Origin of the sequence: Corynebacterium gottingense (assembly GCF_007559235.1) — a bacterium.
In the GTDB taxonomy this organism is placed as follows: domain Bacteria; phylum Actinomycetota; class Actinomycetes; order Mycobacteriales; family Mycobacteriaceae; genus Corynebacterium; species Corynebacterium gottingense.
In genome coordinates, this window is sequence record NZ_VMHH01000005.1 from 82,750 (window position 1) to 95,616 (window position 12,867).

Sequence of the window (12,867 nt, forward strand, 5' to 3'; positions counted from 1 at the left end):
TGTGCTTTTCTCGGCGTGTCGACTTAAGCGCACGGGATACAGCACAGAACGGGGCTCACAGCACTCGCCGCAAAATTCGCATGACGAAAGGCCCGCCAGTTCACATTCAAACAGGCGGGCCTTTTGCGTCAGCAGGCTAGCTGCGCGCTGCCTTCACGCGCTCAGCAAGCTGGTCGAGCTGGTCGAACAGTTCCTGCGGTACGCGGGAGCCGAGGCCCTCGAGGTACTCGCGGCCGTCCGCCACGTCGTGAGCCCACAGCTCCGGATCCGGGTAGAGCGCCTCCTTGACATCCTCGGCCGGGGTGTCCAGGCCGGTCAGGTCCAGGTCCTCCACCCGTGCGGTGTGGCCAACCGGGGTCTCCTCGGCCCCGACCTTGCCCTCGATGCGCTCCACGACCCATTTGAGCACCCGGGAGTTCTCGCCGAAGCCCGGCCACAGGAAGCGACCGTCCTCGCCGCGGCGGAACCAGTTGACCAAGAAGATGGACGGCAGACGGTCGCCACCGCGCTCGCCCATGTCCAGCCAGTTCTGGAAGTAGTCACCCACGTTGTAGCCGATAAACGGCAGCATCGCCATCGGGTCGTGGCGCAGGGAACCCACCTTTGCTTCCGCAGAGGCAGCGGTCTGGCCGGAGGAGAGCATCGCGCCGATGAGGGTACCGTGCTCCCAGCTCAGTGCCTGGGTGACCAGCGGGACGGTGTCCGGGCGACGGCCACCGAACAGGATTGCGTCCAGCTTCACACCACGCCAGTCGTCGAACTCCGGCGCAGCGGTCGGGCACTGCTTGATCGGTACGCAGTAACGGGAGTTCGGGTGCGCCGCCTTCTCGGCGGAGTCCGGGGTCCAGTCGTTGCCGCGCCAGTCGATGAGGTGGGCCGGCGGCTCGCCGTCCATGCCCTCCCACCAGACATCGCCGTCATCGGTCAGCGCGACGTTGGTGAACAGGGTGTTGCCCGGCTCCATGGAGCGCATGGCGATCGGGTTGGACTTGTAGTTCGTGCCCGGTGCCACGCCGAAGAAGCCATTCTCCGGGTTCACGGCGTACAGGCCGTCCTCCTTGAGGTGCAGCCACGCGATGTCGTCGCCGACCACTTCGGCGGACCAGCCCTCCAGGGTCGGGGTGATCATTGCCAGGTTCGTCTTGCCGCACGCGGACGGGAAGGCGCCGGCCACGTAGTAGTGCTTGCCCTCCGGGCTGGTGAGCTTGAGGATGAGCATGTGCTCGGCCATCCAGCCCTCCTCGCGTGCCATCACCGAGGCGATGCGCAGGGCGTAGCACTTCTTGGCCAGGATGGCGTTGCCGCCGTAGCCGGAACCGTAGGACCAGATCTCCTTGGTCTCCGGGAACTGGGAGATGTACTTGGTGTCGTTGCACGGCCAAGCAACATCCTCCTCGCCCTCAGCCAGCGGAGCGCCGACGGAGTGGAGGCAGTGGACGAACTTGTCGCCCTCAATCTTGTCCAGGGCCTCCTGACCCATGCGGGTCATGACGCGCATGGACATGACCACGTAGGCGGAGTCGGTGAGCTGGACGCCGAGCTTCGGGTCCGGATCACTAATCGGGCCCATGCAGAAGGGCACCACGTACATGGTGCGGCCCTTCATGGAACCGGCAAAGTGTTCCGTCATCTCTTCCTTCAGCGCGGCCGGCTTCATCCAGTTGTTGGTCGGGCCGGCGCCCTCCTCTTCTTCGGTAGAGATAAAGGTGCGGGACTCCACGCGGGCAACGTCGGAGGGGTTGGAGCGAGCCAGGAAGGAGTTCGGGCGCTTCTCCTCGTTCAGCTTGAGCAGGGTGCCCTTCTCTACCAGCTCTGCGGCCAGGCGGTCCCACTCCTCCTGGGAGCCGTCGGCGAAGACCACTTTGTCGGGCTGGAACAGCTCGACCGACTCGTTTACCCAGGCAATAAGTGCTTCGTTGTCGGTTGGGGCCGGGCCCTCCATGCGGTTCACTGCAGTGGTCATGTGCTCTCCTTCATAGTTCACGTCCGCTTTGCGTCCCCGCACAAATCCTCGGGATTTCCAGCGTATCTGAATCGCGGGTGCGCCGGATAAAATCCACGTTTTCCCAGGTAGAACGCTACACCCTGAAGTGACGCACACCATACATTCGCGTGCGGATTTGGGGCCACCACCTCCCCGTTTGGGGGTATACGTCCGCCGCAAAACAAGCCCGAAACAGCACGTCACACTGGGCAAACGGGGGACCGCGCGGGGGTCAAACGGACACCGTTGCCCGACCTGCGCGGCGCCTCCCCCTGGAATGGGGTGGCAAGGGGGGCGTCGATAAGCGTACGAAAGCCCCCTCACAAACTTGCGTCACCGCACGTCATGTGGACAATAAACACAATGAATAACGCTGATTTTTCCCAAACTCCCCGCGAGGGGACTGGCGAGCTGCCCGCCGGGCGCCCGCTGCAAACTGACTTTGGCACCGGGCTGGACTACCCGCGGCTCGGCTCGGTGACCTTCCGCCGCGGCACGCTCACGGAGAACCAGGAGGCCCTGTTCAACGAGCACTGGCCGCGCCTCGGCACGGTGCTGACGAACGAGACGGACGGGCACATTGACGTGGACGAGTGGTTCGGGCGCGCGGGCCACCCCACGATCGTGGAGATCGGCTCGGGCACCGGCACCTCCACCGCCGCGATGGCGCCGCTGGAGGCGGACACCAACGTGATCGCGGTGGAGCTATACAAGCCCGGCTTGGCCAAGCTGCTCGGCGCGGTCGTGCGCGGCGGGATTGAGAACGTCCGCATGGTGCGCGGCGACGGCGTGGAGGTGCTGGCGCGCATGTTCCCGGAGGCCTCGCTCGACGGCGTGCGCGTGTTCTTCCCAGACCCGTGGCCCAAGGCGCGCCACCACAAGCGGCGCATCATCCAATCGGGCACGCTCAATCTCATCGCCACCCGCCTCAAGCCCGGCGGGGTGCTGCATGTGGCCACCGACCACGCGGACTACGCCGAGTGGATCGACGAGCTGGTGGATGTAGAGCCGCTGCTGGAGTACAAGGGCTGGCCGTGGCCGGACGCCCCGCTGCTGACGGACCGCCAGGTGATTACTAAGTTTGAGGGTAAGGGCCTGAACAAGGACCACGTGATCCGCGAGTACCTCTGGGAGAGGAAGTAACCAATGGTTCTGCAGGACAAGACGCACCCGTACACCGAGGGCGCACCGGCCGGGCCGGAGTCCTACCTGCTGGTGTGGGACGCGCCGAACCTGGACATGGGGCTCGGCGCCATCCTGGGTAGCCGCCCCACCGCCGCCTACCGCCCCCGCTTCGACGCGATCGGCCGCTGGCTGGTCGGCGAGGCGGACGAGCGCTCCGCGGAGACGGGCACGCAGGTCGAGCCCGAGGCCACCGTGTTTACCAACGTCTCCCCCGGCAACACCGAGGCAGTGCGCCCCTGGGTGGAGGCGCTGCGCAACGTCGGCTTCGCCGTCTTTGCCAAGCCGAAGGTGGACGAGGATTCGGACGTGGACCAGGACATGCTGGACCACATCGAGCGCCGCTACGAAGAGGGCGTCCTGCGCGGCCTCGTGGTCGCCTCCGCAGACGGGCAGAACTTCCAGGAGCGCATCGAGGAGCTCGCCGCCGAGGGCATCCCGGTGCAGGTGCTCGGCTTCCATGAACATGCCTCGTGGGCCGTGAACTCTGACGCGGTGGACTTTGTGGACCTGGAAGACATTCCGGGTGTGTTCCGCGAGCCGCTGCCGCGCGTCAACCTGGACCACCTGCCGGACGGCGGCGCCTGGATGCAGCCGTTCCGCCCGCTGTCGGCGCTGCTGCACAACCGCGACTAAGGAGGCCTCCCTCGTGTTTTACAGGTGGGGCCGCGTCGCCTTCCGCCACCGCCGGGTCATCCCGCTGGTGGTCATTGCCATCATCCTGGTGATGCAGGTCTTCTTCGGCGCCAAGCTGGGCGACCGCCTCTCGCAGGAGGGCTGGGAAGACCCCGGCGCCGAATCCACGGCCGCCGCACAGATCGAGCAGGACACGTTCGGCCGCGACAACGCCGGCGATGTCATCGTGCTCGTCTCGGCCCCCGGTGGCGTGCAGGACAAGGCGCTTATCGACGCCGCACATACCCAAATCTCTGCCCTCCAGGACAAGCACCCGGAGCAGATCGACCACGTCACCAGCTACTTTGCCAAGCCGAACCAGCAGCAGATCAGCGAGGACGGCACCCAAGCGTTCGCCGCAATCGGGCTGAAAGGTGATGGGGAGCAGACGCTCAAGGACTTCCGCGCGATCGAGCCGGACCTGCGCGCCATCGAGCTATCCGGCGACGCGACCGTGCAGATCGCGGGCGCGACCGCCGTGGCCGACGCACTGGACGACGGCATGGCAGGCGACATCGCCCGCGCCGAGAAGGTCGGCCTCATCTTCGTGGCCATCATCCTGCTCTTCGTCTTCGGCGGCGTGGTCGCCGCGGCGATGCCGCTGATCGTGGGCATCCTGTCCATCCTTGGTTCCCTGTCGCTGCTGTCCATCCTGGCGCAGTTCCAGCAGGTCAACATCTTCTCCCAGTCCGTGATCACGCTGCTGGGCCTGGGCCTGGCCATTGACTACGGCCTGTTCATGGTTTCCCGCTTCCGCGAGGAGCTCGACCGCGGCCTGGAGGTGGAAGAGGCGGTGGCGGTGACCACCACGACGGCGGGCAAGACGGTCTTCTTCTCCGCGCTCATGGTGGGCGTGGCGCTGTCCGGCCTGCTCATGTTCCCGCAGGCGTTCCTCAAGTCCGTGGCATACGGCGCGATCAGCGCGGTCGTGCTCGCCGCGGTGATTTCGGTGGCGGTGCTGCCGGCCTTGTTCGGCATGCTGGGCACACGCATTGACATGTGGTCGGTGCGCCGCACCAGCCGTAAGGCCCGTCGTTTGGAGGATACGGTCTGGTACCGCATCCCGGCGTGGGCCATGCGCAACTCCAAGAAGGTGGTCGTGGGCATCACCGCCCTGCTGTTCCTCATCACCGCCCCGATGGTGGGCATCACCTTCGGCGGCATCAACGAGTCCTACCTGCCACCGTCGCAGGAGACCCGCCAGTCGCAGGACGCCTTCAACGAGGCGTTCCCCGCCTTCCGCACCGACCCGGTGAAGCTGGTGGTCACGGGCGCGTCGAATGAGCAGCTGGGCAACATTGTCATGCAGACTCGCCAGGTCTCCGGCCTGGCCTCGCCGCTGAAGCCCTCGCACCCCACCCAGGACGGCACCACGATCCTCTCCGCCCCGCTAGCAGACCGCAACGGCGGCCAGGAGGTCGTGGACCAGCTGCGTGACCTGGACGTCCCGGACGGCGTGCAGACGTACGTCTCCGGCACACCGGCGATGGAGGTCGAGTCCATCGAAGCGCTCCTCCACCGCCTGCCGTGGATGGCGCTGTACATGGTCGCCGCGACCTTCCTGCTCATGGCGCTCCTCTTCGGCTCGCTCATCCTGCCGGCCAAGGCCGTGATCATGAACGTGCTGGGCATCGGTGCCACGCTGGGCTTCCTCACTGCCGTCTTCGTCGGCGGCCACGGCGCGAGCCTGCTCAACTTCACTGCCGGCCCGCTGATGAGCCCGGTGCTCGTGCTCATCGTGGCGATCCTCTACGGCCTGTCCACGGACTACGAGGTCTTCCTGGTCTCGCGCATGGTGGAGTCCCGCCACAACGGCGCGTCCACCGACCAAGCGATCAAGGAGGGCACGGCACACACCGGCGGCATCATCACCGCTGCCGCCGCCATCATGATCGTGGTCGCGGCCGCCTTCGCCATGAGTGACATCGTGATGATGAAGTACATCGCCTTCGGCATGATCTTCTCGCTCGCCCTCGACGCCACGATCATCCGCCTCCTGCTCGTCCCCGCCGTGATGCACCTGCTTCGCGACGACAACTGGTGGGCACCCCGCTGGGTCAAGCGCGCCTACGCCTCCCTCGGTGAAGGCGGCGAGAGCAGCGCGGGCACCGCGGGCAGCCAGCCCGCGCAGCCCGCCGACGACCCGGAAACCCACCCGGGCCGCGCCGGCGTCTCGGTGGAAGAGAACCACGAACTCGTCCCGTTCCGTGAGCTCATGCGCCAGCTGGAGGAGCGCAAGGCCCTCGAGTACATCCAAAAGCGTGAGCTCGAACGGTAGCCGCGCGCAGGTGATGCGGTGGGTGCGCTGGCTCGCGCCCGTCGTCTTGCTCGCACTCCTCGTCGCCGCGTTCTGGGAGGAGCTCGACTTCCTCGCGGACTCGTGGCGGGCTCTGCGCCGCGCCGTCGCTCACGCGCCCGGCCCGATCGCCGGTGCCGTCGTCGCCGCGTTTGGCGCGATTGTCGCCATGGCCGCGGTGATGAAGATCCTGCTCAACGTCGACGCCAAGCGCACGGACATGGCGCGCACCACGGCGCTCACACTCGGCTCCAACGCCTGGTCCACCACCCTGCCCGGCGGCCCCGCGCTCTCCGCGTGGTTGACCTACCGCGTCCAACGCTCCTGGGGCGCGTCCCCCGGCCTGTGCGGCTGGTTCTTCGTTATCTCCGGCGCGCTTTCCACGGTGTGGATGGCGCTGATCGGGCTCGCCGCCGTCCTCTTCCTCGGCGCCGACCTGTCCGCGGCTACCTTGTGCACGTCGATCGTGCTCACCGTCCTCGTCATCGTCGCCATGTTCTGGGCCACCCGCCACCCGGCACTGCTGACCCGCTGGACCCGCTTCCTCCCCGGCTCCGTGCGCGGCAAGGTCGCCGACGTGATCACGCAGGTCTCCCAGATCCGCATGACCGCCGGCCAGTTCTTCTCCTCCGCGTTTTGCTCCCTGTGCAACCGGCTCTTAGACGTCGTGGTCTTCTACTTCTGCGTCTGGTCCGTCGTCGGCGACGCGCCCGGACTCCACGCGGAGCTCAACCGGGCGAGCCTCATGGGGGTCACGCTCGCGTTCATCATGACCAAGCTCGCCGGCGCCGCCCAGGTCACCCCGGGAGGGGTCGGCACCGTCGAGGCCGCCGCTGCCGCCTCGCTCGTCGCTGCGGGCATGACGCTTGTCGACGCCACCGCCGCCACCCTCATCTACCGCATCATCTCCTTCGCACTCATCACCGCGATCGGCTGGGTTGTCCACCTCGCCTGCTACGCCGGTCGTGGCTACATGCTCGGAGCGCCGTCGCGGTCGGGGTCAGAGTCAGTCGGGCAGTGACGGGTTGAGAGTTCGTCGCGTGGCGTACCTTAGCTCTCGCTTACGCTTTTCCCTGGTTTTCTCTCGTCGTTGTTGTGGATTGCAGATTGCGCTGAATCCCACGCCTCAATCAGGTTTTGGGCCGCATTATCGCCACCTGGAACAAACGTTTTTAGCATGTTCACCACTTCACTAGTCCCCATCGTCCCCTTGTCGGAGTATTCATTAAACAGCAATACGGTTTCTCTAGGGAATGGCAATAGCCCTTGGTTTATATCGACCTTTTCACCATTATTAAGAGCATGCACTGTTCCCAATAGCTTGAGCGCTAACGTCTCTTGTTCGAAAGTCAAGGCCATGAGCATCGCTGTTTTTCGAAAAATTGTCATCGGCGAGGGGAATGGGCTGTGAAGTTCAACCAGGCGTTCAATTTGAACAGACAGATACTCTATTCTCCGCTCCAGGGCAGCGACGTCTACTGAGTCTTCTTCCACAAAAACTCTCCCTACAAAAAGACAAACATCAATGCTTCAGCTATACCAAGGGCTAGTTGCTGACCTACGACTGGTTCAAGGTTGACACGTAGTTTCTCCTTGATGTCCTCCTCGAATTCGCCAGCCTGGTGCAGCGTATTGTCGATGGCATCAGCAATTTGGTTTGGCTTCGAACTAATTGCCCTTGCCATATCATCATCGATAAATCCACGTTTACGAGCTGCTTCGACAACTTCTCCGACCTTGCCGTTGCGCAATATAGAGCTAACGAGTCGCAGCCCTTTCTTTATCAAAAATCCCCTACCCCCAAACGGTTGCGTCTCAGATGTGGGTGAACCTACTGATTCTGTATTTGCTGTTTGCTGTACCCCTTGAGCCGCACTCGGAGTTTGCGGGCCGGGTGCCGTTTCGGCATTGGCCACAGCAACGGGAGCCAGTCCCACACAGATGGCCACGAATAATGACGCTACCCTGCGGATTCTACGATTTAACTTTTCTACCTGTCCCACTTTCCGGTGGGAGTGTTCCTCACTTCCTATTCCTTACTCAAGTTTCAAGATTTCGCAGGTGGGCCCGGCCCCCTGCTGAAAGTGGCCGACGGAATCGAAGCTAAACAGTTTGATCTGCCCGACACACTCCCCGAGCAGGGAAGCCTCATCGATTTAATCGGCCCTGGCCACAATGGGACGCAAAGGCGGACAAAAAGCCGCAGAACGCTGGAAAACCGACCCAAACGGTGACTACGCAACACGTCAACGCGACGTCCTTGGTAGCGCTAATCGAAAAGCGTGCAGCCGGGGGGCGAAGTAGAGCGCACCAGATCGCTGCTTTCTTTGACGATTACTATGCGCAGACAGGCCACTATCCCACTGTGCAGGAGGCTTCCCAAGAGCATGGTGTGAGTGCTCGGACGGTTCAGCGTGCGCTTACCAAAGCGGGCATAGACCTTGGAAGCGGCGGGCGCCCTAAAAAGGGTGACACGCCGTAAGCAATATACGGTTCCCCTGCCCCTCGGGCAGTAGAGAAGAAGAACCTTCGAGCAATCGTGAGCGCTAAAAGGGGAAAGAAGGTAAAGGTCTCACACCGTAAGCAATATGGTTCTTTTGCCCTTGGCAATCGAAATAGATAGTGCAAGACTGCTGGGAAGCAGGGGTGCTCAACCCAGGGTCGCCGTTAAACTAATCCTGATGGTGAATACGCCCAACAACAGCACCAGATACTTGGTAAAGCGAATCGGTAATGGGCCGTATTTTGCACAGGTGGACACTAGATCAGTTACGTAAAGCTGGCGGAGCCGCAGCTCCGCGAAGCAGAGTTGTTAGCTGCTTTTAATCATATGGAAAGCTGGAATTTAAGCTATGGAAGAGCGAAGTTGACTTTCGGCTATCTTTCTCGACTGCAGCCAACTGAAGGAGCAGGGCAGAGCAGGGAGCGGATCACCTGAATGGGGTCAAATTCGTTTCCCGCTTCAAGCGTGGCAATCTGAGATTCTTCCCATTTCTTCATTCGTAGCGAATTTAGCTTCCGGCCCTAGACGCGGGGATTAACAGTTCGCTCTTTATTCTCTAATGTCAATTAAAAGATTGACCATGATGTCCATACGAGTATTGGGGTCTTCTGTCCGTAGAAGTTCTTCTACCTTGCTTTTAAACTCTGGAGATTCCTTTTTAAAAACAGGTTTTTGTGGCATGCGATAAAACGCTTTAAATAGACGTTCATCTTTTTCAATTTCGCGTGCTACTGAAGAGATTTGCTCGTTAGTCGCCCGGAAGGGGTGAATGTCACAGGCACCGAGTGCTCCAGCCAGAGAAACCCAGTCTTCGGTCTCTTCCATTTCTTTCTTGATGATTCTGAATAAATCGTTACGCAACGTGGATCTTAAAAATCTTGCTGTTGACGTTGTTGTTGATGTCGATTGTGTAGCCGCCTGACTTGCTGGCTGTTCGAAAATCAAGTCGGGTTCCGTCGTCTAAGAATACTGTAGAAGGTTTTACCACCGGTTCTTGTCCTTCGGTGGTTTTCATAGAGGCCTCGCCAGTGAATGTGTGGCTGTGCACCAAAGCTTCCATACTTCATTATCGGAGGGAACGCGCCAAATGCGTCTATCGCGGTCGCCGAGCTAGTAAGCATAAACTCCATTCAGCTCGACAGTCTTGAGTCAATACCTGCATGCACATGTCGGTGTAGTGCGCGTTCTCTAGGGGATATTTTGCGGGATCTCCCAATCCTCTATGGGAGATCGGCGTGCGCCCCAATAGTCAATTCCCCACTCTTGAGAGGAGGGAATTGACTCAACTCTCCCGCCGTAGATAAATGTCTTGGGCATGTAATCGCTCTGAGGGATCTTCTCCTGATTTACACGCTGCTCGGGGAGCCACTCAAATGCTCCGATTTGATGCCAGATTTTGTACTGTTTGACGAAGGAAGAGAAATCGCTATAACCGTAAAGATGTACTAACTCATTTACGGTAAATTCTGCAAAACTATCTTTGTCCTCAAAGAAGCGGATTCGTAGCAGAAGATTCCCGATTGAAGTACGCGGTTGTGACTCGACTAGTTCGTCCAGGCGCCAAATAGGCAGCTCACTTACCGCTAAAATAGTCAAGAACGTCTTCCTTTCACGCTGTCGGTTATCTAAAATCGGAGCTTCCCCCAGCTCCCGCAAACCCCGAAGAGCTTGTTCTACGAAGCTCAGCTGCTCCACCGGGCAGTTCTATACACGTAAACGATTCGGGAGAACCGCTAACATATTTGCGGTAGTTTTCGCAATGGTCAGGGGCTGAATTTATTTGGGCAATGTACTGCCGTATTAATCGGTTTACTGTGTGTGGTACTTAGCGGAAGTCTAAGTACCGTGAGTTGAAGAGGCACGGTTAGAGGTAGAAAGCCGACCGAAAACTAGCCATAGTATAGAAACGAAAACGATCGTTTTTAGTACCCAAGATATATCGTGGGTTGTGTATCCAACAAGGACCACAACAAGACCGGATAAAGCGATTCCGGTGACTACCGTCTTCTTGTTCATCGTCTATCACTTTCCGGAAATTGCATCAAAGTCACACCCTACATATCCGCCGCCCTAGCTTGCTGTTGTTCCATTTCGGATTGCTTGGGCGACGGTTTTCGCCGCCTTAGCAGCTGGGATACCCGCTAGAGCTACACTTACTAGACACTTATTCCAAGCGTCTTGCTGTTCTCGCGTGGTGCTACCGTACCTTGAAATGCCGTCAGGAAGTTGACAAGTACGAGGATGGTGGGCGCACTCTTTATATGGGTCTGGGTTCTTGTGCGGGGATTCAACCTGGTTGGGGAACGGATTATTGTAATTTTGGGCGTTTGCGTGTGGTGCAAAAACTGCCAGCGACGGAGTGCTGGCAGTTAGGAGTAAGAGAGTGCGCTTGGCAACCGAGTTATTAGAAATCATGATGCCTACTATAAGAACTAAGTGTGCTTAGTTGAGCGGGGCCGCAGTTAACCTTGCAAGCAGCGTTCTGTTGCCATGGCAGTTCCAATATAGGCCGCGGTTGCCCCTCCGATAGCCAAGCTACCGCCGAGTGTGAGCGGTGCCGTTGCGGCTGCGCCGATAGCCGTAGCTCCAGCCCCCGCCATCATTACCCACTCGGGGGCGCAATTTTGCATGGATACGGGCATGACACCTCCGACGACGGGTGAGTCGTACGATGCAACGATCTCGTTGCCGTCAACCTGTTACTCGATGTTACGGACAGTGCCGTCTTCAAGGAGCGTTGCGGTGGAAAACTGGCCTGCAACTGCTCCGTCTTCATCTACGATCACCACGCTACCGCCCGGCTGCTTTGTGACCGAGCCGTTTGCGACACTGGCAGTGAAGCCATTTTTGCGATCATATTCTTCTGAGTCGTTTCAATACCTTTCTCGATTTCCGGTTGGAGTTTTCAGCTTTGACAGCAGATCACTGATCAAGGTTACTTGTAATCCCGATCACTAACTGCTTGCATCAACCAGGTTACGGAAATGTTGCACTATGCCCGTGAGACACATCACACTTATGATATTCCCCCTCTATACGTCTAATATATTCGTTGAATCAAATTGTGATGCAGGATACAGTTGGCCCCATGAGCTCACAGACTGACAATGTCCTGCGGTTGGTGGAGCAACAGGAGATTGCGTTTATCCGCTCTGGTTCAACGACATATTCGGCAGTTTGAAAACGGCGATGATGTCGTCCGATGAGCTCGAGAGCGCCTTCGAAGAGGGGTGGGCGTCGACGGCTCTTCCATCGAGGGGTTTTCCCGCATTTCCGAGTCGGACACGCTGCTTCGCCCCGACCCGTCGACATACCAGCCGCTGCCGTTCGACGAGGAATCGGGCATCCAGACAGCGCGCATGTTCTGCGACATCACCATGCCGGACGGGGATCCGCTGTTCGCCTGCCCGCGCGAGGTTTTGCGCCGCCAGCTGTACGCCGCGCGCAACATGGGCTTCGAGTTCGTGGCCAGCCCGGAGATCGAGTTCTGCGTGGTCAAACCGGACGCACCGGGGGACGCGGCGACCCCGGCTGACAAGGGCGGCCACTTCGACCAGGCGAAGCGCAACGAGGCGCCGAAGCTGCGCCACCAAGCCGTGAGCGCCTTGGAGTACATGGGCATTGCCAGCGTCCGCATCAATGCAGCCGCCCTGGTACATGGGGTTGTTGGCCACGAAGCCGACCGCTCGGCCGTCGACGCGGCCGAAGGCGCAGATGAGGTTCTCCGCATAGTTGGCCTGGACTTCGACGAGGTCCTCGTCGTCGCCGAGCTGGACCAGCAGGTCCATCATGTCGTAGCCGGCGTTGGTGTCGTCGGGCATGAAAGAGTCCAGCCCGCTGTCGTCGAGCTCCTCGTCCGCGGGCGCGTCGACCTGCGGGGCCGGGTCGAACGTCGAGGTAGGCAGGTGCGCGAGGAGGTCGCGGACGTAGTCGAAGGCCTCCTCCTCGGTGGGCACGACCGCCTGGATGTTGCCGGACTGCTCCTGTACGCGCGCGCCACCCAGCTCGGCGGAGGTGATGTCCTCGCCGGTGACCTCGCGGATCACGTTCGGGCCGGTCACGTACATCTCGGACTCTCCGTCCACGGCGACCACGAAGTCGGTCGTCACCGGGGCGTAGACGGCACCACCTGCGGGCTACGCCCCGACAGTGGGAGCTGGCGTTTCGCAATCTCCGAGTACATCGCCAACGAAGTCACCGCGACCTGGTCCCCTTCGACGAGCTCAT

Annotated in this window: 9 protein-coding genes and 2 pseudogenes; 5 read left to right on the plus strand and 6 right to left on the minus strand. The window is 60.7% G+C overall.

Annotated features, from left to right (window positions below):
* Positions 1–136 precede the first annotated feature (136 nt).
* Positions 137–1,963: a phosphoenolpyruvate carboxykinase (GTP) gene (locus FPH17_RS07310; protein ID WP_154879489.1), complete on the minus strand. Its 1,827-nt coding sequence runs from the start codon at positions 1,961–1,963 to the stop codon at positions 137–139.
* A 384-nt stretch (positions 1,964–2,347) separates the two neighbouring features.
* On the opposite strand from FPH17_RS07310, the gene trmB reads away from it, so the two are divergent.
* From trmB to FPH17_RS07330, 4 genes are read left to right on the plus strand one after another with little or no spacing between them, the layout of a single operon-like run.
* Positions 2,348–3,127, plus strand: a complete 780-nt coding sequence (gene trmB / locus FPH17_RS07315; protein ID WP_095554752.1) for a tRNA (guanosine(46)-N7)-methyltransferase TrmB — start codon at positions 2,348–2,350, stop codon at positions 3,125–3,127.
* Between the two features lie 3 nt (positions 3,128–3,130).
* The gene (locus FPH17_RS07320) at positions 3,131–3,802 is read left to right on the plus strand and encodes an NYN domain-containing protein (RefSeq protein WP_095275712.1); all 672 of its coding nucleotides are present in this window, start codon (positions 3,131–3,133) and stop codon (positions 3,800–3,802) included.
* A gap of 13 nt (positions 3,803–3,815) precedes the next feature.
* Complete coding sequence (locus FPH17_RS07325) at positions 3,816–6,119, plus strand: MMPL family transporter (RefSeq protein ID WP_154879490.1); 2,304 nt, start codon at positions 3,816–3,818, stop codon at positions 6,117–6,119.
* Positions 6,103–7,158, plus strand: coding sequence for a lysylphosphatidylglycerol synthase transmembrane domain-containing protein (locus FPH17_RS07330; RefSeq protein ID WP_244288078.1), 1,056 nt, complete (start codon positions 6,103–6,105; stop codon positions 7,156–7,158). Before FPH17_RS07325 ends, FPH17_RS07330 begins: the two co-directional genes overlap by 17 nt.
* A gap of 29 nt (positions 7,159–7,187) precedes the next feature.
* On the opposite strand, the gene FPH17_RS07335 is transcribed toward FPH17_RS07330, so the two are convergent.
* The 4 genes from FPH17_RS07335 to FPH17_RS07355 form a co-directional block, all read right to left on the minus strand.
* Positions 7,188–7,631, minus strand: coding sequence for a hypothetical protein (locus FPH17_RS07335; protein WP_154879492.1), 444 nt, complete (start codon positions 7,629–7,631; stop codon positions 7,188–7,190).
* An 11-nt stretch (positions 7,632–7,642) separates the two neighbouring features.
* Entirely contained in the window at positions 7,643–8,086 is a 444-nt protein-coding gene (locus tag FPH17_RS07340; protein WP_133064875.1) for a YqxI family protein, read from the minus strand.
* A gap of 1,103 nt (positions 8,087–9,189) precedes the next feature.
* The gene (locus FPH17_RS07350) at positions 9,190–9,585 is read right to left on the minus strand and encodes a hypothetical protein (protein WP_133064874.1); all 396 of its coding nucleotides are present in this window, start codon (positions 9,583–9,585) and stop codon (positions 9,190–9,192) included.
* Between the two features lie 243 nt (positions 9,586–9,828).
* Complete coding sequence (locus tag FPH17_RS07355; RefSeq protein ID WP_095554749.1) at positions 9,829–10,335, minus strand: hypothetical protein; 507 nt, start codon at positions 10,333–10,335, stop codon at positions 9,829–9,831.
* Between the two features lie 1,535 nt (positions 10,336–11,870).
* On the opposite strand from FPH17_RS07355, the pseudogene FPH17_RS07360 reads away from it, so the two are divergent.
* Positions 11,871–12,302, plus strand: a pseudogene (locus FPH17_RS07360) (glutamine synthetase beta-grasp domain-containing protein); the annotation flags it as partial.
* On the opposite strand, the pseudogene FPH17_RS07365 reads toward FPH17_RS07360, so the two are convergent.
* Positions 12,261–12,847 (minus strand): annotated as a pseudogene (locus FPH17_RS07365) (carboxyl transferase domain-containing protein); the annotation flags it as partial. The pseudogenes FPH17_RS07360 and FPH17_RS07365 overlap by 42 nt on opposite strands.
* Positions 12,848–12,867 lie beyond the last annotated feature (20 nt).

What these genes read in the sequence shown, in the direction of transcription:
- FPH17_RS07310 (WP_154879489.1), bottom strand. Translation starts at nt 1,963, where the DNA reads ATGACCACTGCAGTGAACCGCATGGAGGGCCCGGCCCCAACCGACAAC.
- trmB (WP_095554752.1), top strand. Translation starts at nt 2,348, where the DNA reads ATGAATAACGCTGATTTTTCCCAAACTCCCCGCGAGGGGACTGGCGAG.
- FPH17_RS07320 (WP_095275712.1), top strand. Translation starts at nt 3,131, where the DNA reads ATGGTTCTGCAGGACAAGACGCACCCGTACACCGAGGGCGCACCGGCC.